The sequence below is a fragment of the Arenimonas sp. genome, assembly GCF_047602345.1.
Classification (GTDB): Bacteria; Pseudomonadota; Gammaproteobacteria; order Xanthomonadales; family Xanthomonadaceae; genus Arenimonas.
On record NZ_JASGHN010000003.1, the window covers coordinates 34,389 to 56,980 of the forward strand.

General features: G+C 65.3%; 20 protein-coding genes. 14 read left to right on the forward strand and 6 right to left on the reverse strand.

Going from position 1 to position 22,592, the window contains the following annotated elements; genetic code table 11:
* Positions 1-64: 64 nt before the first annotated feature.
* The 3 genes from QM707_RS01135 to QM707_RS01145 are packed head-to-tail and all read left to right on the forward strand — an operon-like array spanning position 65 to position 5,513.
* Entirely contained in the window at positions 65-994 is a 930-nt protein-coding gene (locus QM707_RS01135) for an ArsR/SmtB family transcription factor (RefSeq protein ID WP_415000035.1), read from the forward strand.
* On the forward strand, positions 991-4,770 hold the full coding sequence (gene metH, locus QM707_RS01140; protein ID WP_415000036.1) for a methionine synthase: 3,780 nt from the start codon (positions 991-993) through the stop codon (positions 4,768-4,770). The genes QM707_RS01135 and metH overlap by 4 nt, the downstream gene beginning before the upstream one ends.
* Positions 4,767-5,513 carry a hypothetical protein gene (locus QM707_RS01145; protein WP_415000037.1) on the forward strand — a complete coding sequence of 249 codons (747 nt, stop codon included), beginning with the start codon at positions 4,767-4,769 and terminating at the stop codon, positions 5,511-5,513. Before metH ends, QM707_RS01145 begins: the two co-directional genes overlap by 4 nt.
* 13 nt (positions 5,514-5,526) lie before the next feature.
* On the opposite strand, the gene QM707_RS01150 is transcribed toward QM707_RS01145, so the two are convergent.
* The 5 genes from QM707_RS01150 to QM707_RS01170 all read right to left on the reverse strand — a co-directional run bounded on the left by QM707_RS01150 (position 5,527) and on the right by QM707_RS01170 (position 9,236).
* Positions 5,527-6,156 (reverse strand): DUF2058 domain-containing protein, encoded by a 630-nt coding sequence (locus QM707_RS01150; protein WP_415000038.1) that lies wholly within the window; start codon positions 6,154-6,156, stop codon positions 5,527-5,529.
* A 62-nt stretch (positions 6,157-6,218) separates the two neighbouring features.
* Positions 6,219-6,455: a SlyX family protein gene (locus QM707_RS01155; protein WP_415000039.1), complete on the reverse strand. Its 237-nt coding sequence runs from the start codon at positions 6,453-6,455 to the stop codon at positions 6,219-6,221.
* Between the two features lie 4 nt (positions 6,456-6,459).
* Positions 6,460-7,800, reverse strand: coding sequence for a UDP-glucose dehydrogenase family protein (locus QM707_RS01160; protein ID WP_415000040.1), 1,341 nt, complete (start codon positions 7,798-7,800; stop codon positions 6,460-6,462).
* Positions 7,801-7,849: 49 nt separating this feature from the next.
* Complete coding sequence (locus QM707_RS01165; RefSeq protein WP_415000041.1) at positions 7,850-8,590, reverse strand: FKBP-type peptidyl-prolyl cis-trans isomerase; 741 nt, start codon at positions 8,588-8,590, stop codon at positions 7,850-7,852.
* An 82-nt stretch (positions 8,591-8,672) separates the two neighbouring features.
* Positions 8,673-9,236 carry a glutathione peroxidase gene (locus QM707_RS01170; protein ID WP_415000042.1) on the reverse strand — a complete coding sequence of 188 codons (564 nt, stop codon included), beginning with the start codon at positions 9,234-9,236 and terminating at the stop codon, positions 8,673-8,675.
* Between the two features lie 141 nt (positions 9,237-9,377).
* On the opposite strand from QM707_RS01170, the gene QM707_RS01175 reads away from it, so the two are divergent.
* The 6 genes from QM707_RS01175 (at position 9,378) to QM707_RS01200 (ending at position 13,583) form a co-directional block, all read left to right on the forward strand.
* Positions 9,378-9,623: a hypothetical protein gene (locus QM707_RS01175; RefSeq protein ID WP_415000043.1), complete on the forward strand. Its 246-nt coding sequence runs from the start codon at positions 9,378-9,380 to the stop codon at positions 9,621-9,623.
* Between the two features lies 1 nt (position 9,624).
* Positions 9,625-9,993, forward strand: coding sequence for a GntR family transcriptional regulator (locus tag QM707_RS01180; protein WP_415000044.1), 369 nt, complete (start codon positions 9,625-9,627; stop codon positions 9,991-9,993).
* Positions 9,990-10,847, forward strand: a complete 858-nt coding sequence (locus tag QM707_RS01185) for an ABC transporter ATP-binding protein (protein WP_415000045.1) — start codon at positions 9,990-9,992, stop codon at positions 10,845-10,847. Before QM707_RS01180 ends, QM707_RS01185 begins: the two co-directional genes overlap by 4 nt.
* On the forward strand, positions 10,844-11,800 hold the full coding sequence (locus tag QM707_RS01190) for an ABC transporter permease (RefSeq protein WP_415000046.1): 957 nt from the start codon (positions 10,844-10,846) through the stop codon (positions 11,798-11,800). The genes QM707_RS01185 and QM707_RS01190 overlap by 4 nt, the downstream gene beginning before the upstream one ends.
* Before the next feature lie 184 nt (positions 11,801-11,984).
* Positions 11,985-12,836 (forward strand): DUF2268 domain-containing putative Zn-dependent protease, encoded by an 852-nt coding sequence (locus QM707_RS01195; protein WP_415000047.1) that lies wholly within the window; start codon positions 11,985-11,987, stop codon positions 12,834-12,836.
* A gap of 75 nt (positions 12,837-12,911) precedes the next feature.
* Entirely contained in the window at positions 12,912-13,583 is a 672-nt protein-coding gene (locus QM707_RS01200; RefSeq protein ID WP_415000048.1) for a hypothetical protein, read from the forward strand.
* Here the strand turns inward: QM707_RS01200 and QM707_RS01205 are convergent.
* The gene (locus tag QM707_RS01205) at positions 13,580-14,980 is read right to left on the reverse strand and encodes a class II fumarate hydratase (RefSeq protein ID WP_415000049.1); all 1,401 of its coding nucleotides are present in this window, start codon (positions 14,978-14,980) and stop codon (positions 13,580-13,582) included. The two genes, QM707_RS01200 and QM707_RS01205, sit on opposite strands and share 4 nt — an antisense overlap.
* Positions 14,981-15,136: 156 nt before the next feature.
* Between QM707_RS01205 and purB the strand changes: the two genes are divergently transcribed.
* From purB to QM707_RS01230, 5 genes are all read left to right on the forward strand, one after another.
* Positions 15,137-16,504 carry an adenylosuccinate lyase gene (gene purB, locus QM707_RS01210; protein WP_415000050.1) on the forward strand — a complete coding sequence of 456 codons (1,368 nt, stop codon included), beginning with the start codon at positions 15,137-15,139 and terminating at the stop codon, positions 16,502-16,504.
* 2 nt (positions 16,505-16,506) lie between these two features.
* Complete coding sequence (gene bla / locus QM707_RS01215) at positions 16,507-17,400, forward strand: subclass B3 metallo-beta-lactamase (RefSeq protein WP_415000051.1); 894 nt, start codon at positions 16,507-16,509, stop codon at positions 17,398-17,400.
* Positions 17,397-18,590 carry a JmjC domain-containing protein gene (locus QM707_RS01220; RefSeq protein ID WP_415000052.1) on the forward strand — a complete coding sequence of 398 codons (1,194 nt, stop codon included), beginning with the start codon at positions 17,397-17,399 and terminating at the stop codon, positions 18,588-18,590. Before bla ends, QM707_RS01220 begins: the two co-directional genes overlap by 4 nt.
* 9 nt (positions 18,591-18,599) lie before the next feature.
* Complete coding sequence (locus tag QM707_RS01225) at positions 18,600-19,574, forward strand: GNAT family N-acetyltransferase (RefSeq protein WP_415000053.1); 975 nt, start codon at positions 18,600-18,602, stop codon at positions 19,572-19,574.
* A gap of 154 nt (positions 19,575-19,728) precedes the next feature.
* Entirely contained in the window at positions 19,729-22,560 is a 2,832-nt protein-coding gene (locus QM707_RS01230) for a 2-oxoglutarate dehydrogenase E1 component (RefSeq protein ID WP_415000054.1), read from the forward strand.
* The last annotated feature ends 32 nt before the right edge of the window (positions 22,561-22,592 follow it).

The window sequence follows — 22,592 nt, forward strand, 5'->3', positions numbered from 1 at the left end:
CGCTTGACCCGCGCCGCGGCGGCGTCCAAACTTCCAATATCTTATGATCGCGATGGAAAGATAAATGGATCTCGATGCCTGGTCCGCCTGTCTCCGGGTCTTGGCCGACCCGACCCGCGTACGCCTGCTCGCCCTGCTCGAGCGCGAGGAACTCACCGTCGCCGAGCTGTCGGCCGTCACGCGGCTCGCGCAACCGCGCGTTTCCACTCATCTGGCCAAGCTCAAAGAGGCCGACCTTGTGCGCGACCGCCGCGCCGGCGTCTCGGCCTATTACCGGTTCAACGCCGATCATCTGGAACCCGGCGAACAACGCCTGTGGGAAACCCTGCGCGACGCCACCGACGATCCGCTGCTGCGGCAGGATGCCGAGCGCCTGCCGGCCATCCTCGCGACCCGCGCGGCGGACCAGAACTGGGCCGACTCCGTCGCCGGCGACATGGAGCGCCATTATTCGCCCGGCCGCACCTGGGAGGCGCTGGCGCGCTCGGCGCTTTCGCTGCTGTCGCCCGGCGACGTGCTCGACATCGCTTCGGGCGATGGCGTGCTGGCCGAACTGCTGGCGCCGTTGTCGAAGCGCTATGTCTGTATCGACAGCAGCGCCAAGGTCGTTGCCGCCGCCAGCGAACGCCTGCAGAAACTCGCTCATGTGGAAGTCGTCGAAGGCGACATGCAGGCGCTTCCCTTCGACAAGCCGCAGTTCGACCTCGTGCTGCTGATGCACGCCCTGACCTACGCGGACAAACCCGGCGTCGCGATCGCCGAAGGCGCCCGCGTGCTGCGCAAGGGCGGACAGCTGCTGGCGACCTGCCTGGGGCGGCATGAACACAAGGCCGCCGTTACGCCTTACGGCCACGTCAACCTCGGCTTCACCGAAAAGGAACTGCGCCGCTATGCCGAAAAGGCCGGCCTGGTCGTGTTGACCTGCGAATCGGTCACGCGCGAAAAGCGCCCCCCGCATTTCGAAGTCCTGACCCTGCTGGCGCGCAAGGCATGACCGACTTGCCGTGGAAGAGTCCGACGCGAGTGGCAGCGCTGCATCGCGCGTTGCGCGAGCGCATCCTCGTGCTCGACGGCGCCATGGGCACGATGATCCAGCAGCATCATCTCGACGAGGCGGCCTATCGCGGCGAACGTTTCGCGCACGGACTCGATGGCCTGCGCCTGGTGCCCGCCACCGAAGAAGCCGATCACGAGCATGGCCCCTCCTGCGGTTGCGCCAGTAGCGACCTGAAGGGCAACAACGACCTGCTGACGCTGACGCAGCCGGCGATCATCCGCGGCATCCATGCCGCCTACCTCGAGGCCGGCGCGGATTTCGTCGAGACCAATACCTTCAATTCCACCCGCGTCTCGCAAGCCGACTACCGTCTGGAGCACCTGGTGCCCGAACTCAACCGCGAATCGGCCGCGCTGGCGCGGTCGGTCTGCGATGAGTTCGAGGCGCAAGACCCGTCGCGGCCGCGCTTCGCCATCGGCGTGCTCGGGCCGACGTCGCGCACCGCCTCGATCAGTCCCGACGTCAACGATCCGGCCTTCCGCAACGTGAGCTTCGACGAACTGGTGGAGAACTACGAGGAAGCCGCCGAGGCACTACTCGACGGCGGCTGCGACGTGCTGATGATCGAGACGATCTTCGATACGCTCAACGCCAAGGCGGCCGCCTTCGCCGTCGACAAACTGTTCGAACGGCTCGGCCTTCGCGTGCCGCTGATGATTTCCGGCACGATCACCGACCGCTCCGGCCGCACCCTGTCCGGTCAGACGGCCGAAGCCTTCTGGTACTCGCTGCGCCATGCGCGACCGATCAGCATCGGCCTGAACTGCGCGTTGGGCGCACGCGACCTGCGAGCCCATGTCGACATGCTTTCGCAGGTCGCCGACGTGCACGTGAGCTGCCACCCGAACGCCGGCCTGCCGAACGCTTTCGGCGGCTACGACGAAGGCCCGGGCGAAACCTCGTCGGTTCTGGGCGAATTCGCCCGCGCCGGCCTGCTCAATATCGTCGGCGGCTGCTGCGGCACGACGCCCGCGCATATCGCGGCGATCGCCGCGGCGGTAGCCGGCATCGCACCGCGTGCCATTCCCGAGGTCGCGCCCTATACGCGCCTGTCGGGCCTGGAGCCCTTCGTCATCACGCCCGAGAGCAATTTCGTCAACGTCGGCGAGCGGACCAATGTCACTGGCTCGGCGCAGTTCAAGAAGCTGATCCTGGAAGGGCGCCTGGACGAGGCCCTGGTCGTGGCCCGGCAGCAGGTCGAGAACGGCGCCCAGGTCATCGACATCAACATGGACGAGGGCCTGCTCGACGCCGAACAGGCGATGCGGCGCTTCTGCAACCTGATCGCCTCCGAGCCGGATATCGCCCGCGTTCCGCTGATGATCGATTCGTCGAAGTGGAGCGTCATCGAGGCCGGCCTCAAGTGCGTGCAGGGCAAGGCCATCGTCAATTCCATCTCGATGAAGGAAGGCGAAGCGGCCTTCCTCGAACAGGCGGCGCTAGTGCGCCGTTACGGCGCCGCCGTCGTCGTGATGGCCTTCGACGAACAGGGCCAGGCCGACACCTACGAGCGCAAGGTCGAGATCTGCGGCCGCGCGTTCCGTCTGTTGACCGAAACCGCCGGGTTCGCGCCCGAAGATATCGTCTTCGACCCCAACATCTTCGCCATCGCCACCGGCATCGACGAACACAACGGCTATGCCGTCGCTTTCATCGAGGCTGCGCGCGAACTGAAGCGCCGCTTCCCCCTGAGCCACGTCTCCGGCGGCGTCTCCAACGTTTCCTTCTCGTTCCGCGGCAACAACGCCGTGCGCGAGGCCATTCATGCGGTTTTCCTCTACCACGGCATCCGCGCCGGGCTGGACATGGGCATCGTCAATGCCGGCGCGATGCCGATCTACGACGATCTGGACCCCGTCCTGCGCGAGCGCGTCGAAGACGTGGTGCTGAATCGTCGCGACGACGCCACCGAACGTCTGCTGACGGAAGCCGAGAAGCATCGCTCGAAAAAGGGCGAGGTCAAGGTCGAGGAGCTGGCCTGGCGCGACGCCGAGGTGAACGCCCGCCTGTCGCATGCCCTGGTGCATGGCATCGACAAGTACATCGAAGCCGATACGGAGGAAGCGCGCCTCGCCTCGCCGCGACCGCTGGCGGTCATCGAAGGCCCGCTCATGGCCGGCATGAACGTCGTCGGCGACCTGTTCGGCGCCGGCAAGATGTTCCTGCCACAGGTGGTGAAGTCGGCGCGCGTGATGAAGAAGGCCGTCGCTCACCTGCTTCCCTACATCGAGGCGGAAAAGGCGGCGAACGGCGATACGGCCAGCAGCAAGGGCAAGGTGCTGATGGCGACCGTGAAGGGCGACGTGCACGACATCGGCAAAAACATCGTCGGCGTCGTCCTTGCCTGCAACAATTTCGAGGTCATCGATCTCGGCGTCATGGTGCCGGCGCAGGTCATCCTCGACCGCGCCCGCGCCGAGGACGTGGACATGATCGGCCTTTCGGGCCTGATCACGCCGTCGCTGGAAGAAATGTCGCATCTCGCCCGGGAGATGGGGCGACAGGGCTTCGACAAGCCCTTGCTGATCGGCGGCGCGACCACGTCGCGGGCGCATACGGCACTGAAGATCGCACCGCACTACCGCGAGCCGGTGGTTTGGGTGAAGGACGCAAGCCGCGCCGTCGGCGTGGCTACGTCCCTGGTCAGCCGGGAACTGCGCGAACCGCTGGTCGCGCAGGTGCAGGCCGACTACGCCGAGGTCAGACGCCGCCACAGCAATCGCGGCGACGCCAAGCCGCTGCTTTCCCTGCAGAGATCGCGCCAGAAGAAATTCGACGGCAACTGGGACCGGTACGAACCGCCCGTACCGGCGCGGCCGGGCCTGGCGATCTACGACGACGTACCGCTCGCTGCGTTGCGCGAGCTCTTCGACTGGACGCCATTCTTCCAGACCTGGGAATTGTCCGGCCGCTACCCCGACATCCTCGACGATGCCATCGTCGGATCGCAGTGCCACGAGTTGTTCCGAGATGCGAACGCCATGCTCGATCGCATCATCGCGGAGCGCTGGTTGACGGCGAAAGCAGTGGCCGGCCTGTGGCCGGCGAACGCGATCGGCGACGATATCCGCGTCTTCGACCCCACAGGCGCCCCCGTCACCCTGCACTGCCTGCGTCAACAGGCCGACAAGCCCGACGACCGCGCCAATTTCTGTCTGGCCGATTTCGTCGCGCCGGAAGGCTCGGGCCGGCAGGACTTCATCGGCGCCTTCGCCGTCAACGCCGGCATCGGCATCGACGCCCATGTCGCGCGTTTCGAAGCCGGGCACGACGATTACAACGCCATCCTGCTCAAGGCATTGGCCGATCGCTTCGCCGAAGCCTGCGCCGAATGGCTGCACCGCGAAGTTCGTACGCGCCTGTGGGCCTACGCAGCGGCGGAATCCCTGGACAACGAGGGCCTGATTCGCGAGCGCTATCGCGGCATCCGGCCGGCGCCCGGCTACCCCGCCTGCCCCGACCATACCGAGAAAGCGACGATCTTCCGCCTGCTGGATGCGGAAAAGAACATCGGCCTGCGGCTGACGGAGAGTTTCGCAATGCACCCGGCGTCGGCGGTCAGCGGGCTGTACTTCTCGCACCCGGACAGCCAGTACTTCGTCGTCGGGCGCCTTTCGCGCGAGCAGGTGGCAGACTATGCGCAACGCAAGGGCATGACGAACGCCGAAGCGGAACGATGGCTTGCGTCCAACCTGGACTACGATCCCGAATGAGCTCCGATCGCGTTTCCGTCGATGGCACGCCCCTGGCGGATCCGCCACTGTCGCGCGTCGTCGTCGTCGAAGGCATCAGCAACGCGGAGTTCCTCGGGCGCTATGCCCTGCCCGGCCGCGTCGGCCTGTCGGGCGGCGTGGACATGATCAACAAGTCGATCCGCAAGCTGCAGCACTACCTCACGATCGAAGGGCATCGCAGCCCGTTCTCGCACGCCTTCATCTGCAACGGCAAGCGCATCGACGGCCGCCACTGGGTGTTGGAATCGGACCTGGATTTCCGCCACAAGCAGATGCGCCTGGGCGTGCAGGAGAATCGCATCGACCGCTACCACGACGACCAGGCCACGCCGAACCTGGCCATCCTCGACTTCGGCCTGGACGATGCGCAGACCGCTGCCGTGCTGAGCGAAGGCCTCGATCTGCTCGCCGGGCTTTCGCACTATTCGCTGAGGGAACTGATCGGCAGCCTGCTGGCCATGCGCCAGCCGAACCTGCGCCGCCGGCGCAACCTGTTCGAAAGCGAGGGCGGCCTGTACTGCTCGGCGATGGTGCAGCACTGCTACGCGAAGGCCGGCATCGAGTTCGTCGCCGGCATCAACCACAAGAACGTCACGCCGCACGACATCTTCGCCACGCGGCATCCGCATACGGCCTACGTGCTGATCCGCGAACCGGGTCGCTCGTCCCTGCGCGAGTTCGTCGATTCGGTTTCCGACATCTTCGATAGCGTGTCGGCCTAGACCGGACCGTCGTTCACCAGACCAGGTCGTCGGGCACCTGGTATTGCGGATCGCCATACTGGTCGTCCGCCGCAGGCGCATTCGGATCGACCTTCAGGGCGACCGCGTCCGGGAAAATGGCTTCCGCTTCGGCCAGCACCGCCGCGGTGACCAGCATATAGCGTCCCTTGTCCTGCACGATGCCCAGCTCGCCGACATTCAACGCAGCCAGCTGTTCGGCCGTGACATGGATGCGCTTGATCTTGCCGCCGTAGGGGAAGTGTCGGGCGATCTCGGCCTCGGCCACGTTGAGGGACTTGTCTTTCAGGAACTCGACCAGCCTAGTGCGCGCCTCGCGGCGAACGCGAGCTTCTTCCTGTTTGAGGCGTTCGGCTTCGATGCGTTCTTCTTTTTCCTTCTGCGCACGGATCGCATAGGCCTTGCCGAGATCCATTTCCTCGCGCGTACGCGGCTTCGCACCGGAAGGCGCATGGCGTTGCCCGCCCGGCTTCGGCTGGCGCCCGTCATCCCGCGCCGATTTTCCTTCGCGACGGTCGCGCGACGGCTCCGGCCGGCGTTCGTGCTTGCGTTCCGGCTTTCGTTCGGCCTGCGGCAATGCCTTGAAGCCGAGGCCGAGCAACTGGTTCTTGAGGGAATCGCTCATCGTGGTCGTGCTTGCGTGTCGCCTGGCCGTTCGCGGGACGAGTGCTGCGCCGGCGACCGGAATCAATAGTGCGGCGGTGGCGGTTCCGATGCCGGATCCGAGTACAACAGCGTGCGCAGCTGCTTCAAATCGGCCAGGGCCTGCTGCAGCAGTTCCTGCGTTCGCACGTTCTCGGCGCGCGACGCGGCCAGGGCATCGCTCATTTCGGTCAGCGAATGTTCCTGGAACGCCAGGCGCGTCTCCAGTTCGTTGAAGCGCCGGTCGAACTGGAATTCGAGATTGGTGTCGGAAACGGGCATGGCCTCAGGACCGGCGGATGGAACGACCACGACCGATGCCGTAGTACGCCAGGCCAGCCGCCTCGACCACGGCCGGATCGTAGATGTTCCGGCCGTCGAATACCGCCGGACTCTTCAGCTGCGTCTTGAGCTTGGCGAAATCCGGCGCCCAGAACGCCTTCCACTCGGTAACGACGACGAGCGCGTCGGCGCCTTCCAGCGCTTCGGCCGGCGAAGCGCAGTAACGCAAGTCGGCGCGATCGCCATAGATGCGGCGGGTTTCGTCGATCGCTTCCGGATCGAATACCTGCGCCTTCGCGCCGGCGTCCCACAGCAGTTTCAGCAGGGTGCGACTGGATGCCTCGCGCATGTCGTCGGTATTGGGCTTGAAGGCCAGGCCCCAGACGGCGAAGGTGCGACCGCGGATCTCGCCATGGAAATGCCGTTCGATCAGCTCGAAGAGCTTGTGCTTCTGGCGTTCGTTCACCGCCTCGACCGACTGCAGGATCTGCGCCTCGTAGCCGTGCTGGCGCGCGGTGCGTTCGAGCGCCTGCACGTCCTTCGGGAAACAGGAACCGCCATAACCCGCGCCCGGGTAGATGAAGCTGTAGCCGATACGCGAGTCCGAACCGATGCCATGGCGAACCATTTCGATGTCGGCGCCGACACGCTCGGCGATGTTCGCCATTTCGTTCATGAAACTGATCTTCGTGGCCAGCATCGCATTGGCCGCGTACTTGGTCAGCTCGGCCGAACGCACGTCCATCACCACGATGCGCTCGTGGTTGCGGTTGAAAGGCGCATACAGGCGCTTCATCTGCTCGAGCGCGGCCGCACTCGCGGCGCCGATGACGATGCGGTCCGGACGCATGCAATCCTTGACGGCATCGCCTTCCTTCAGGAACTCCGGATTCGAGACCACGTCGAAGGCGATGTCGACGCCGCGCTCGGCCAGCACTTCGGCGATGGCATCGCGGACCTTGTCGGCCGTTCCGACCGGCACGGTGGACTTGTTGACGACCACGACGGGGCGCTCGAGGTGGCGACCGATGGTGCGCGCAACCGCCAGCACGTACTGCAGGTCGGCGCTGCCGTCCTCGTCCGGCGGCGTGCCGACGGCGATGAAGACGATTTCGCCATGATCGATGGCCGAAGCCGCATCGGTAGTGAAGGCGATCCGCCCCGAGCCGTGATTGGCCAGGACCATCTCTTCCAGCCCGGGCTCGTAGATGGGAATGACGCCCCGATTGAGGCCATCGACCTTGGCTTTGTCGATGTCGACGCAGACGACCTGGTTGCCAACCTCGGCGAGGCAGGTACCGGTGACCAATCCGACATAGCCGGTGCCAAAAACGGTTACGCGCATGTCTTCTCCGCGAATTCGTGCGGGGCGGCGAATACTTCGCCGCCGCGGATCATTTGGCGATGTCGAGCAGCTCGACTTCGAATACCAGGGTCGCGTTCGGACCAATCCTCGGCGGGGAGCCGGCCGGACCATAACCGATATTGCCCGGGATCCAGAACTTGAACTTGCTGCCCACGGGCATCAGTGCAAGGCCTTCCTGCCAGCCCTGGATGACCTGATTCAAGGCGAATTCGGCCGGCTGGCCGCGGTCATAAGAACTGTCGAACTTCTCGCCGTTGAGCAGGGTGCCCTTGTAATGCACGCGCACCATGTCGGTGGATTTCGGCTTCGCGCCGGCGCCGGGGCGGAGGATCTGGTACTGCAGCCCGCTGGGGGTCGTGCGCACGCCGGGCTTGGCCTTGTTCGCAGCGAGGAACTTCTGTCCTTCGACCTGGTTGGTCTGCGCTTCCTGGGCCTGCCTGGCCGACATCTTCGATTGCAGGCGCTGCATGAAGGCCGCTTTCACCTGTTCGGCCTGCGCGTCGGTCAGGCCCGTCGGCTTGCCGGCGAATCCGGCCTGAATGGTGCGCGTCAGCATCGCGACATCGAGCTCGTCCTTGATCGGCTCCAGCGACTTCACCATGTCCATGCCGATCATGATGCTGACCTTCTGCTTCTCGGTCAGGGCGCCCGCGGGCTTGGCCGGCGCGGCGGCCGTCGGCTTGGCGGCGGGTTTGGCAGGCGCCTGCGCCTGCGCGCTCACGGCGAGGACCAGCGCCGAAAGCGCCGCGCTACGAAGTACCGCTTTCATCAAGAACCACTCCAGATCGATCGGCCATGCCGGGGAGACCGCTATTGTCGCGGTCGCAGCTCCCGGCGGCAATGGAGTCGACTCAGCCTTTTTTCGCCGGTCTGGGCGCCGCCAGCAGGCTTTCGAGCTTGGCGATCAGGTCCGGATCGTCGGGTTTGGTACGGCTGCCGTAACTGGCGACCACACGACCGTTGCGGTCGATCAGGTACTTGTGGAAATTCCACGCCGGCGCATCGCCGCTCTGGGCCTTCAGCGCCTTGTAGAACGGCGTCGCGTCCTCGCCTTTCACATGCACCTTCTCGAACATCGGGAACTGCACGCCATACGTCAGCTTGCAGAATTCCTGGATCTGTTGCTCCGTCCCCGGCTCCTGCCCCATGAAGTCGTTGGAGGGGAAACCCAGCACGGCGAATCCACGGCCTTTGTACTTGGCGTGCATGGCCTCCAGGCCCTCGTACTGTGGGGTGAATCCGCACTTGCTGGCCGTGTTGACCACCAGGAGCACGTCGCCCCCGTAGGCCTTCGCCAGGTTCACCTGCTCCTTCCCCGCGAGGCGGCGATAGCTCACGTCCAGCAGACCCTGGCCAGCGAACACCGGAATAGCCAGAAAAGCCAGTAGAAACAAAAAGATGTGGCGAATCTTCATGCTGCGCCTCCGCGCCGGGTGAGGCCGCAGTCTATGCCATCAGTTGGTATGGAAAAGGTGATTCGGGTGTTGACATCGGAAATTTCACTGTTATAGTTACCTACAACACCTAATCGTTACCTCACCAACACGGGAGGCCCTATGTACCACAAAGTCCGCAATACCCTGACCGGCCTGACCGTCGCGCTGTCGATGCTGTGCGTGAGTTACGGCCTCGGCCAGCCCCCGAAGGCCTCCGTCAGCGATGGCACCCGCCTGGTCGCTTCCGCACTCCAGGCCGACAACGCCGACGCCACGACCACGGTGCGCCACAAGGCCAGCCTGCGCCGTCACCTGTCGATGCCCTACTTCTCCTTCGGCCCGCTGCTGCCCCGCCAGGAGTCCTGATATGGCGATCGCATGGAGTGACAACGCACCGATCTATCGCCAGCTCAAGGAGCGCGTGGTGGAGATGATGCTGGATGGCGTGCTGAAGCCCGGCGACGCCCTGCCCTCGGTACGGCAGATCGCCGCCGACTACCAGCTCAATCCGATTACCGTCTCGCGCGCCTACCAGGAACTGGCGGACGAGGCACTGGTTGAAAAACGAAGGGGACTTGGCATGTACGTAACCGATGGCGCACGCGACAAGCTGCTCAGCAGCGAGCGCGAGCGTTTCCTCAAGGAAGAATGGCCGGCGATGCTCGAGCGCATCCGCCGCCTGGGACTGAACCTCGAACAGCTGTTGCAGGCCTCCAACGACGGAGGTGCGCAATGAGCGCCGTCGTCCGTGCCCGCGGCCTGAGCAAGCGCTACGGCAACCAGGTGGCCGTCGACAACATCAGTTTCGAAATCCCCGCCGGTCGCATCGTCGGCCTGATCGGTCCCAACGGCTCCGGCAAGACCACCACCCTGAAGGCCATGCTCGGCCTGGCGCCATTCGACGGCGAGCTGACCGTGCTCGGCCTCGATCCGCGCACGCAGCGCGACGAGCTGATGCACCAGGTCTGCTTCATCGCCGACGTCGCCATCCTGCCGCGCTGGCTGAAGGTAAAGGACGCCATCGATTTCGTCGCCGGCGTGCATCCGAAGTTCGACCGAAAGAAGGCCGAGGCTTACATCGCGCACACCAAGCTCAAGCCGAACATGAAGGTCAAGGAGATGTCCAAGGGCATGATCGTGCAGTTGCACCTCGCCTTGGTCATGGCCATCGACGCCAAGCTGCTGGTTCTCGACGAACCGACGCTCGGCCTCGACATCCTCTACCGCAAGCAGTTCTACCAGAACCTGCTGGAAGACTATTTCGACGAGGAAAAGACCATCATCGTCACCACCCACCAGGTCGAGGAGATCGAGCACATCCTCAGCGACCTGATGTTCATCCGCGAAGGCAAGATCACCTTGTCGGCGACGATGGACGAAGTCGGCGAGCGTTTCGCCGAGGTGATGATCTCCGCCGACAAGGCCGACGCCGCGCGCGCCCTCAAGCCGATCGACGAGCGCCAGGTCTTCGGCAAGTCGGTGATGCTGTTCGACGGCGTGCCGCGCGAGAAGCTGGCCGAGCTTGGCGAAACGCGCAATGTCGGCATCGCCGACCTGTTCGTGGCAACGATGAAAGGAACCTACGCATGAACACCTTCAAGTGGCTGCTCAAGCGCGAATACTGGGAACACAAGGGCGGGCTGTTCTGGGCCCCGGCCGTCGTCGGCACCCTGATGGTCGCGATGATGCTGGTGACGTTCATCGTCGTACTGGCCAGCGGCAAGATGCATGGCGTGCACGTCAACGGCATGGAAATGCACAGCATGGCCGAAATGGCCACGCCGGAAGTGCGGGCCAAGATGGCGGAAGGACTTAGCTCGATGTTCGTCGGCAGCGTCGTGCCGATCATGATCGCGATGAGCTTCGTCGTGTTCTTCTACTACATCGGCGCCTTGTACGACGATCGCAGCAATCGCAGCGTGCTGTTCTGGAAGTCCCTGCCCGTCTCCGATCGCGACACGGTTCTGTCGAAAGTGGCGACCGGTCTGGTGGTCGCACCCGTGATGGCCTGGGGCGCGTCGCTGATCGTCTCGATACTGGTGACGCTGCTGCTCTGCGCCACTGCGGCGGTAGCGGGCGTGAACGTGTTCGGCGCGGTGCTCAGCCATAGCCGTACCTACACGATGCCGTTCGAGTTCCTCGCCGTGCTGCCCGTGTACATGGTCTGGGCGCTGCCTACCGTCGGCTGGCTGTTGATGGTGTCGGCCTGGGCGCGCACCAAGCCCTTCCTCTGGGCGGTGGGCGTACCGCTGGTAAGCGGCGGCCTGCTGAGCTGGATGAACGCGATTCTCGGCCTGCAATGGAAGCTCGAAATCCTGTGGCAGAGCGTCATCGGTCGACTGCTGCTCAGCGCCGTGCCCGGTTCCTGGTCCTTCCTGCTGCGCGACGCCAGTCGCATCGGCGCCGACGAGCTCGACAAGGGTTCACCGCTGGTTTCGTCCTGGAGCGTGATGGCTACGCCGGAAATCTGGATCGGCGCCGTGGTCGGCATCGCCCTGATCGTGGTCGCCATCCGCCTGCGCCGGTATCGGGATGAGGGCTAAGGCGGATCGCCGACGGCTTGCCTGACACGGCTGGCTGGAGCGCGGTCGAGCGATCGCCCCGCTTGCCAGGACTTCAAGAAAAACGACGCCCCGGATCTCCGGGGCGTTTTTCCAGGTGAACCCGTCACATCCTGCCGGCCGGCGCGTCATTGCCGATGCCACCCCACGAAACGGAGTTCGAACCATGAAGCATCTCATCCTGCTGGCTGCCCTGTCGCCGGCTCTCGCTTTCGCCGCGCAGCCCATCGATTTCCATTACACCAATACCCAGGTTCTCGACGCCCCGGCCGACGCCGGCGACGCTACCGGCAAAGCCTGGTTCACCCGCTGCGCCGAAGGCGGCGAATTCGCGATGCTGGCGCCCGGCTACGCACCGGACCCGCGCATGACGCGCGAAGAACGCGAAGCGGCCGAGAAGGATTTCGACCGCGCAAAGTTCGAAGCCATCGCGCAGCAGGCCTTCGATCGCGTGCAGCAGGAACTGCCGCAGGATAAGTTGAGCCTCTGCGTCGATTTCACCCGCCCCGACGATGCGTTCGCGCGCGACAAGATGCGCGGCGTCATGGCGCTGACCGCCGGCAGCGGCCGCATCATCGTCAAGCTGCATCCGGGCAGCGATTGGGCCAAGCTGCTGCCCTACGTGCTCGCACACGAGCTGCACCACAGCTACTGGGCCAAACATCATTTCGATCCGAACAAGCCGTTCACGCTGGGCGAGTACCTGGTGTTCGAAGGCCGAGCCGACAATTTCGCCAAGCATGCCTTCGGCGAACATCCGGCGCCCTGGATCGATGCCCTGAGCGCGGACCAGTACCGGTCCACCCTGAAAACGTTCGCGCCGCTCTACGGCGATAGCAGCCCGCAAGTCTTGATGGGAGCCATGTTCGGCAATCCGGCCGCCGGCATCCCGCAATGGGCGGGCTACACCGTGGGCTATCGCCTGGTAGCCGAGAAGATCGCGCACGACAAGCTGACGGACTGGCCGGCGATCAGCGCGCTGCCCGCCGACAATTTCCTGCCGCCGCAATCGCCCTGACGCCCGCGATTAAACCCTGCCGGGCGCTCGGACATCCCTAGGACATCGCATCCGCCGCAACCCAGGAGAACCGCCATGGTCACCGAAATCGCGCAGCGCCTTGCTTCGTGCGAAACCTCGCAACGCCGCCTCAGGGCACTGTTCGTGCTGCAAACCCTGCTGCTGGCCTGTTGCATCGTGTTCATCGCCATCGGCCAGGCCAATGCCTCGCGACCGGCGGAGAGCATGCGCCTGAAGGAGTTGGTGATAGTCGATGCCGACGGCGTACCGCGCGTGCGCATCAGCGGAGACGTGCCGGATGCGGTGGTCCAGGGCCGCGTCGTACCGCGCGGCGACAAAGCCGCGGGCGTTATCCTCTATGACGATACCGGCCAGGAGCGCGGCGGCTACGTCACCTTCGATGCGTCGGGCAACGTGGCGCTGACGCTGGATACGCGCCAGCGGCAGGCGACGCTATTCGTCGCCGGCCCGGACACGGGTTCGGCCCTGGCCTTGTGGCACGGCAAGGACAAGATCGAATTGCGCTCGGATGGCGAAGGCAGCCGCCTGACCACCGTGCAAGCCGGTCGCGTGATCGAGCAACGGCCGGAAGTCGCACGCATCGATGCCGAGGGCTGCGGCGAATACCGGAAGTCCCTGGGCCAGTTCGGGCGCGACGAAGTCCTCGGCTTCTGTCGCCAGCGCTATACTGATACGGCCTGCAATGCCTGCATGGCCGAACCTGCGGCTACCGGCGATCCGGACTAACCGCCGCCCCCGCCCGATCCGATGCCGCCTCGCGTCAGCGCCTTCGGATCGAGCAGGCCACGCAGTTTTTTCTCCGGCAACCCCGTCATTTCGACGGCCACATCGAGCACGGGGCGGTTTTCCTTGTAGGCCCGTTTGGCGATCGCGGCGGCGGCTTCATAACCGATCACCGGGTTCAACGCCGTGACCAGGATGGGATTGCGCGCCAGCGCTTCGTCCAGCCGGTCGCGGCGCACGACGAATCCGGCGATCGCCTTGTCGGCCAACTGCACGGATGCCGTGGACAGCAATTCGATCGACTGCAGCAGGTTGTGCGCGATCACCGGCAACATCACGTTCAACTGGAAATTGCCGCTGGCGCCGGCGAAAACGATGGCGGCGTGATTGCCCACCACCTGGGCACAAACCATCGCCACTGATTCCGGGATCACCGGATTGACCTTGCCCGGCATGATCGAACTGCCCGGCTGCAGTGCCGGCAGTTCGATTTCGCCCAAGCCGGCCAACGGCCCGGAGTTCATCCAGCGCAGATCGTTGGCGATCTTGCTCAGCGCCGTCGCCAGGGCCGCCAGTTGTCCGGAGAATTCGACGGCGGCATCCTGCGAAGCGATGCCCTCGAACAGGTTGGAAGCCTGCGAAAAACGCACGCCGGTGCGCTGGCGCAGTTGCGCGATCGCGCGCTTGCCGAAACGCCGGTCGGCGTTGATGCCGGTGCCGATGGCGGTGCCGCCGAGCGGCAGGCGATGCAAACGCGCGGCGCTGTCGTCCAGGCGCTCGATCGCCGAAGCCAGCTGCGCCGACCAGGCCGACAACTCCTGTCCCAACGTGAGCGGCATCGCATCCATCAGGTGCGTGCGGCCGGTCTTGACCACGTCGCGCAGGCTGCGCGAGCGCCACTCGATCGTCTTCCGGAGATGCTTCAGCGCGGGACGCAAGGCATCGTGCCAACGCAGGGCGGCCGATACCTGGATCGCGGTCGGGATCACGTCGTTCGAGCTTTGCCCGAGATTGACATGGTCGTTCGGATGCACCGGCTTGCCGTGTGCGCGCGACGCCAGGGTCGCGATCACCTCGTTCGCATTCATGTTGCTCGACGTGCCGGAACCGGTCTGGAATACGTCTACCGGGAAATCCGCGTCGTGTTCGCCCGAGGCCACCGCGCCCGCCGCCCCGACGATCGTTCGGGCGATGCCGCGCTCGAGCAAGCCCAGGTCTCCATTGGCCGTCGCCGCCGCGGCCTTGATCTCGCCCAAGGCGCGGATGAAGGCGCGCGGCATGCGCAGGCCGGAAATCGGGAAGTTGTCGACGGCACGCTGTGTCTGGGCGCCATACAACGCAGTGGCGGGAACCAGCATCTCGCCCATGCTGTCGTGAACCTTGCGGGTCTTACCGGCCATGCTCGGGCTCCGGAAACGGGTATCGACAGCATAGCGGCCGCGGTCGCCGCTCGGGAGCATGTAAAATGTCGGGCGGTTCGGTTCCTGGCGCATCGCGAGCGCCTGACCCGCCTCTGCCGGAACGGCTCCGCCCCCTGTCTCTCCACGGAATCCCCGATGTCGCACGCCACCCTGCTCGCCCTGTCCCCGCTCGATGGCCGTTATGCCGGCAAGGTGGACGCGCTGCGTCCGGTATTCTCCGAGTACGGATTGATCAAGGCCCGCGTCTGCGTCGAGGTCGAATGGCTGATCGCCCTGGCCGACGAGCCGGGCATCGTCGAATTGCAGGCCTTCTCCGAAGCGGCGAAACAACGCCTGCGCGCGCTGGCCGCCGACTTCAGCCCCGAGCAGGCGGAAGAGGTCAAGAAGATCGAGCGTACGACCAACCACGACGTCAAGGCCGTCGAGTATTTCCTGAAGAAGCAGATCGACAGCGATGCCGAACTGCGCGGCGCGCTCGAGTTCGTGCACTTCGCCTGCACCAGCGAGGACATCAACAACCTCAGCTATTCGCTGATGCTGGAAGAAGCCCGCAATCGCACCCTCCTGCCGGCCCTGGATGGCCTGATCGGCGACCTGCGCGCGCTCTCGCATCAGCACGCCGCGATGCCGATGCTGTCGCGCACGCACGGGCAGACCGCGTCGCCGACCACGCTGGGCAAGGAGCTGGCCAATGTCGTGGCCAGGCTCGAGCGCCAGCGCGCGCAGATCGCCAGCGTGCGTCTGAGCGGCAAGATCAATGGCGCGGTCGGCAACTACAACGCCCATGTCGTCGCCTACCCGGGCGTCGACTGGCCGACGCTCGCTCAGGATTTCGTGCAGGGGCTCGGCCTGCATTTCAACGCCTACACCACCCAGATCGAGCCGCACGATTGCGTGGCCGAGATCGGCGATGCCATGCGACGCGCCAATACGATCCTGATCGACCTCTGCCGCGACATCTGGGGCTATATTTCGCTCGGCTACTTCCGCCAGCGCCTGAAAGAGGGCGAGGTCGGCTCGAGCACGATGCCGCACAAGGTCAACCCGATCGACTTCGAGAACGCCGAAGGCAATCTAGGATTGGCCAATGCCCTGTTCGAACATCTCAGCGCGAAGCTGCCGATCAGCCGCTGGCAGCGCGACCTGACCGATTCCACCGTGTTGCGCGCGCTGGGCACGGGCTTCGGCCATAGCCTCGTCGCCTTCGATTCGCTGGCCAAGGGCTTGGGCAAACTCACCGTCGCACCGGAAAAACTGCAGGCCGATCTCGATGCCGCCTGGGAAGTCCTGGCCGAACCGGTGCAAACCGTGATGCGCCGTCATGGGCTGCCGAACCCGTACGAACAGCTGAAAGCGTTGACGCGCGGCCAGGGCATCGACGAAGCAGCAATGCGCCAGTTCATCGCCGGCCTGGATCTTCCGGACGATGCGAAGCAACGCCTGATCGCGCTGACGCCAGCGGGCTATACCGGCCTGGCCGAGCGCCTGGCGCGGGAAATCTGAGCATGCGCCTGTCGCGTCGCGGGCTCGTCGCACTGCTACTGGCGCTTCCGTTTTCCTGTGCGGCTTCCGAAGCGACGCCGCCCGCGCCTCAGGCGTGCAAGGACGACGCCGGCTGGAACGACCCCGCGCAGCCACTGAAAATCCATGGCAATACCTGGTTCGTCGGCACCTGCGGCATCAGTGCGGTCCTGATCACCTCCGACGCTGGCCACGTACTGATCGATGGCGGCACGGAGAAAGGCGCAACCCTGATCCTCGCCAACATCCGCACGCTCGGCTTCGACCCGCGCGATGTGAAGCTGATCCTCAACTCCCACGAACATCACGATCATGCCGGCGGCTTGGCGGCGTTGCAGCAAGCAACGGGCGCGGACGTCGTCGTCCGTGCTCCAACGCTGACCGTGCTCGCGCGCGGCAAGAGCGATCGCAGCGATCCGCAGTTCCTGGACCTCAACAGCCTTCCCGTCGTGTCGCGACTTCGCGCGCTCGCCGACGGCGAAATCCTCGAGATCGGAAGGCTTCGACTGAAGGCGCATGCGACACCCGGGCATTCGCCCGGCGGCACGAGCTGGACCTGGACCTCGTGCGAGGGCAGCGACTGCCGGGGCATCGCCTACGTCGACAGCCTGAGTTCGATTTCCGACAAGCAGTATCGCTATTCCGATCATCCCGAATATCTGGCCGCGTTCCGCCGGACATTGAAGACCGTCGCCGCCCTGCCCTGCGATGTTTTGCTGACCCCGCATCCCAGCGCTAGCGCGATGTGGTCGCGGCTCGGAGCCGGTGCGACCGATCCCCTGGCCGAGCCCGATGGCTGCAAGACGTATGCGGCCAATGCGATGGACAGGCTCGAGGCGCGGCTGGCCGAAGAACATCGCGCGAAGGCCAAGCCGTGATCGAAGTCGCCGCCAGCAAGAAGCATCCGCTCGGCATGCCGATCGCGGATTTCCTGCGCGACTATTGGCAGAAGAAGCCGCTGTTGATTCGGCAGGCCTTTCCCGGCTACGTCGCACCTCTCGCCCCGGAAGACCTGGCCGGGCTGGCCTGCGAAGAAGCGGCGCTGGCGCGCCTGGTCACCTATCACCGGCGCAAGAACGTTTGGACCCTGCGCAACGGCCCGTTCGCGGAAGAGGAATTCCCCGGACTGGGCGACAAGGACTGGACCTTGTTGGTCCAGGACATGGACAAGTGGGACGCCGACGTGCGTGCCCTGTTGACGCATTTCCGTTTCCTGCCGGCCTGGCGCGTGGACGATGTGATGATCAGTTTCGCCACGCCGGGCGGTTCGGTCGGACCGCACGTGGACCAGTACGACGTCTTCCTGCTGCAGGCGCTTGGCCGTCGGCGCTGGCAGATCGATGTCGATCCCGATGCCCCCAGGGACTTCCGTCCAGATGTCGAACTGAAGCTGCTGCAGCGTTTCGCGCCTTCGCACGATTGGGTGCTCGAACCTGGCGACATGCTCTACCTGCCGCCCGGCGTTCCGCACCATGGCGAGGCCGTCGATGCCTGCATGACTTTCTCGATCGGCATGCGCGCGCCCTCGCAGGCCGAACTGGTGGTCGACCTGGCCGAAGAACTGGCCGCGCAGCTGCCGGAAGAATCGCGTTATGCCGATCCGGACCTGCTGGCGCCCGACGATGCTTTCGAAATCGGCGACGACGCGATGGCTCGCGTGGAAGGCGCGTTGTCCGCTTTGCGCACGATGGACGAAGCGCAGACGCGCGAATGGTTCGGGCGCTTCATCACGCGCTATCGTGCGTCGGGCGAGATCGCACCGCCTACGCGCACGCCTTCCTTCGCCGATGCGACCAAGGCACTGGGCGAAGGCGGCCTGCTGCTGCGCCATCCCTTCGCGCGCGCGGCGTGGTCGCGGCTCGGCCGGAAGGCGCGCTTGTTCGTCAACGGCGAATCGCATGCGATGGGCCAGGCCTCGGCGAAGCTGCTCGCGGCCGCCGAATCGCTGGATGCCGGCGCGCTCGATCGGCTCGACGAGGCCGGCCGCGAGGCCGTCGCCTCGTTGCTGACCGCCGGCGTTTACCAGCTCCAGCGTGCGAAGAGGGCGCGCCGCGGCCGCGCTGGCTAGAATGGCGCCATGAGCGCTACCGATTTGCCCGAAGACGATTTCCGCGTGGAACCGGCCGACTACCGGGCCGATTTCGAGGACCTGCGACATGTCCGCGAGACCGTCTTCGTCGTCGAACAACAGGTCCCGTTGGACATGGAATGGGACGAGCTGGATCCGCAATGCCAGCATGTGCTCGCCCGCGACTCGCAGAACCGGCCGATCGGCACCGGGCGGCTGACGCCCGAGCACAAGATCGGTCGCATGGCCGTACTGAAGGAATGGCGCGGCCGAGGCGTCGGCGATGCCCTGTTGCGCGAACTGATCGAGCGGGCCCGGCAACTCGGTTGGGCCGAAGTCAGCCTGCACGCGCAAGTTTCGGCCATGGGCTTCTACGAAAAATTCGGCTTCCAGCCGCAGGGCGAACGCTTCGACGAGGCCGGCATCGAACACCAGACGATGTTCCTGGAACTTGCCCCCTTGCCGCCCTCGCAGCGCGCGCCGGCGCCGGCGCGAGGCCCCTCGGGACGGCCGATGGAGTTCGACAAGGTCGAGTCCGTGATCGAGGCCGTTCGGCTCCTCGCGGTGGATGCCCGTCGCGATCTGGTCGTCTACACCCGCGACCTGGAACCGGCGGTATTCGCGCAAGCAGCGGTCGTCGAGGCGTTCAAACAATTCGCCATCTCGGGTCGGGGCGGCACCGTTCGCATCCTCGTGCAGAACCCGAGCGTGGTGCAGAACCAGCCGCACCCCATGCTGGCCCTGGCGCAACGCCTGAGTTCGGCGTTCCAGCTGCGCACGCCGCAGGACCCGGAAGATCTGCAATACCCCTCGGTTTACCTGGCCAACGATCGCGACGGCTACCTGTTCCGCCTGCTCGGCAGTCGTTTCGATGGCGAATGGTGCGAGGCCCTGCCCGCACGCAACCGGCAGCTGCTCGAGCATTTCCAGCGGGTCTGGGAACGTTGCCGTCCGTGCACCGAATTCCGGACCTTGGGCATCTGAGCCCGAGGGCTGGTCTCGGTCGGCACCGCCGGTACTAAAGGCCCTGAGCCTCGCGCTATAATCATCGGCCCTGTCCGGTGGTTTCGGACGGGACCCCGAATTCCAACCCGAACAATGACTTGGCCTGCAGTCTTGAGGGGCCCGAGCGGACGCCGTGGATAGCCTGATCAAGCAGTTTTCTCAGTCCTCCCAGCTTTCCGGCGGCAACGCCGGCTTCATCGAAGACCTGTACGAGCAGTACCTGGCCGATCCCGACAGCGTCGGCGCGAAGTGGAAGGCCTATTTCGACGGCTTCAAGGGCCGCGAAGCGGGCGATGTTCCGCATTCCGCCGTCATGGCGCAGGTGCAACGCGCCGCCGCTTCGGCCAAGTACGCAACCGGCGGCGCGGTCGACGAGGAGGGCGCGCGCAAGCAGGCCGCCGTCGGCAAGCTCGTCACCGCTTATCGCTCGCGCGGTCATCTGACCGCGAAACTCGACCCGCTCGCGATGACGCCGCCGCAACCCGCGCCGGATCTCGAACTCGGGTTCCATGGGCTGTCCGACGCCGACCTCGATCGCGAGTTCGCCGCCGGCACGCAGTTCGGCGCGGACCGTTTCAAGCTGCGCGACCTGATCGCGAAGCTGAAGGCGACGTATTCCGGCAGCATCGGTGCCGAGTTCATGCACATCTCCGACGCCGCGCAACGGCGTTGGCTGCAGGAGCGCCTGGAAGGCGCCGCCGGCAAGTACGGTTTCGCCGCCGCCGATCGCCAGCGCATCCTCGAACGCCTGACGGCCGCGGAAGGCCTCGAGCGTTACCTGCACACCAAGTACGTCGGCCAGAAGCGCTTCTCGCTCGAAGGCGGCGATTCGCTGATCCCGTTGATGGACGTGCTGATCCGCCGCGCCGGCGGCGAAGGCGTCAAGGACATCATCATCGGCATGGCCCATCGCGGTCGCCTGAACGTGCTGATCAACACGCTGGGCAAACCGACGCAGAAACTCTTCGCCGAATTCGAAGGCAAGTTCGATCACCCGGACACGCCCGAGCATTCCGGCGACGTGAAGTACCACATGGGCTTTTCGGCCGATGTGGCGACGCCGGGCGGCCCGGTGCACCTCGCCCTCGCCTTCAATCCCTCGCACCTCGAAATCGTCGACCCCGTCGTCGCCGGCAGCGTGCGTGCGCGCCAGATGCGCCGCAGCGACGATTGCGCCCAGGTAATGCCGGTGCTGATCCACGGCGACTCGGCCTTCGCCGGCCAGGGCGTCATCATGGAACTGTTCCAGATGTCGCAGGCCCGCGGCTTCAAGGTCGGCGGCACCGTGCACATCGTCGTCAACAACCAGGTGGGTTTCACCACCTCGCGCCCGGACGACACGCGCTCGACCCTGTACTGCACCGACCCGGCCAAGATCGTCAGCGCGCCCGTGCTGCACGTGAACGGCGACGATCCGGAAGCGGTGGCGTTCTGCGCGCAGATCGCGTTCGACTATCGCAAGACCTTCGGCCGCGACGTCGTCATCGACCTCGTCTGCTATCGCCGCCACGGCCATAACGAAGCCGACGAGCCCGCGGCGACGCAGCCTTTGATGTACCAGAACATCCGTGCCCGCAAGACCACGCGCGAGATGTACGCCGAATCGCTGGCCGCGCAGGGCGTGGTCCCGGCCGACGCCGCGAAGGCGCTGGTGGACGGCTATCGCAACAAGCTCGACAAGGGCGAAGTCACCACCGAACTGGCCGCCGCCGACAAGGACAGCGTCGCCATCGACTGGTCGCCCTTCCTGCACGGCAAGCTCAGCGACACGGTCAAGACCGGCATCGCCCGCTTCTCGCTCGACAACCTGGCGAAGAAGATCAACACGCTGCCGGAGACGCTGAAACTGCATCCGCGCGTCGCCAAGATCTACGAAGACCGCCGCAAGATGGCCGCCGGCGAAATGCCGATGGACTGGGGCTTCGCCGAGAATCTCGCCTACGCCACCCTGCTGACCGAAGGTTACCGTCTTCGCCTGGTCGGTCAGGATGCGGGCCGCGGCACTTTCTTCCATCGCCATGCGGTCGTGCACGATCAGGCCACGGGCGAAGCGACGATGTCGCTGCGCCAATTGGTGAAGGATCCGGAGCACGCGCTCGTGATCGACTCGCTGCTGTCGGAAGAAGCGGTGATGGCGTTCGAATACGGTTACTCGACCGCCGAGCCGATGACGCTGAACATCTGGGAAGGCCAGTTCGGCGATTTCGCCAATGGGGCCCAGGTGGTGATCGACCAGTTCATCTGCTCGGGCGAGGCCAAATGGGGTCGTCTCTGCGGTCTCGTGCTGTTCCTGCCGCACGGCTACGAAGGCCAGGGCCCCGAGCACAGTTCGGCGCGTCTGGAGCGCTTCCTGCAGTTGTGCGCGCTGAACAACATCCAGGTCTGCACGCCGACCACGCCGGCCCAGATGTTCCACATGTTGCGCCGCCAGATGCTGCGCCCGACGCGCAAGCCGCTGATCGTGATGACGCCGAAGTCCATGCTGCGGCACAAGCTTTCCGTCTCGTCGATGGACGACCTCGCCAACGGCGGATTCCAGAACCTGATCCCGGACAGCCTGTGCAAGGACGCGTTCAAGGCGCGCCGCGTCGTCGTCTGCGGCGGCAAGGTCTATTACGACTTGATGGAGATGGTCGAAAGCAAGGCCATCAGCGACGTTGCCGTCGTACGCGTCGAGCAGTTGTATCCGTTCCCGCGCACCGAGCTCGCGGCTGAACTCAAGCGCTTCCCCAATGCGCGCGAAGTGGTCTGGTGCCAGGAAGAGCCGCAGAACCAGGGCGCCTGGTTCCAGATCCAGCACCACCTGCGCGCCTGCCTCGGCAGCGGCCAGCAGCTGCACTACGCCGGACGCGCACGCTCCGCCGCGCCGGCCTGCGGCCATCTGAATTCGCACAATGCCGAACAGGCGCAACTGCTCGCCGACGCCCTGGTCAACAAGGCCAATGGCGAACATACGGCCGAATAACCGAACACTCTCACTCGAATACTTCACCAAGG

Coding starts and splice junctions, on each gene's coding strand:
- QM707_RS01135 (WP_415000035.1), top strand. CDS start 65: ATGGATCTCGATGCCTGGTCCGCCTGTCTCCGGGTCTTGGCCGACCCG.
- metH (WP_415000036.1), top strand. CDS start 991: ATGACCGACTTGCCGTGGAAGAGTCCGACGCGAGTGGCAGCGCTGCAT.
- QM707_RS01145 (WP_415000037.1), top strand. CDS start 4,767: ATGAGCTCCGATCGCGTTTCCGTCGATGGCACGCCCCTGGCGGATCCG.
- QM707_RS01150 (WP_415000038.1), bottom strand. CDS start 6,156: ATGAGCGATTCCCTCAAGAACCAGTTGCTCGGCCTCGGCTTCAAGGCA.
- QM707_RS01155 (WP_415000039.1), bottom strand. CDS start 6,455: ATGCCCGTTTCCGACACCAATCTCGAATTCCAGTTCGACCGGCGCTTC.
- QM707_RS01160 (WP_415000040.1), bottom strand. CDS start 7,800: ATGCGCGTAACCGTTTTTGGCACCGGCTATGTCGGATTGGTCACCGGT.
- QM707_RS01165 (WP_415000041.1), bottom strand. CDS start 8,590: ATGAAAGCGGTACTTCGTAGCGCGGCGCTTTCGGCGCTGGTCCTCGCC.
- QM707_RS01170 (WP_415000042.1), bottom strand. CDS start 9,236: ATGAAGATTCGCCACATCTTTTTGTTTCTACTGGCTTTTCTGGCTATT.
- QM707_RS01175 (WP_415000043.1), top strand. CDS start 9,378: ATGTACCACAAAGTCCGCAATACCCTGACCGGCCTGACCGTCGCGCTG.
- QM707_RS01180 (WP_415000044.1), top strand. CDS start 9,625: ATGGCGATCGCATGGAGTGACAACGCACCGATCTATCGCCAGCTCAAG.
- QM707_RS01185 (WP_415000045.1), top strand. CDS start 9,990: ATGAGCGCCGTCGTCCGTGCCCGCGGCCTGAGCAAGCGCTACGGCAAC.
- QM707_RS01190 (WP_415000046.1), top strand. CDS start 10,844: ATGAACACCTTCAAGTGGCTGCTCAAGCGCGAATACTGGGAACACAAG.
- QM707_RS01195 (WP_415000047.1), top strand. CDS start 11,985: ATGAAGCATCTCATCCTGCTGGCTGCCCTGTCGCCGGCTCTCGCTTTC.
- QM707_RS01200 (WP_415000048.1), top strand. CDS start 12,912: ATGGTCACCGAAATCGCGCAGCGCCTTGCTTCGTGCGAAACCTCGCAA.
- QM707_RS01205 (WP_415000049.1), bottom strand. CDS start 14,980: ATGGCCGGTAAGACCCGCAAGGTTCACGACAGCATGGGCGAGATGCTG.
- purB (WP_415000050.1), top strand. CDS start 15,137: ATGTCGCACGCCACCCTGCTCGCCCTGTCCCCGCTCGATGGCCGTTAT.
- bla (WP_415000051.1), top strand. CDS start 16,507: ATGCGCCTGTCGCGTCGCGGGCTCGTCGCACTGCTACTGGCGCTTCCG.
- QM707_RS01225 (WP_415000053.1), top strand. CDS start 18,600: ATGAGCGCTACCGATTTGCCCGAAGACGATTTCCGCGTGGAACCGGCC.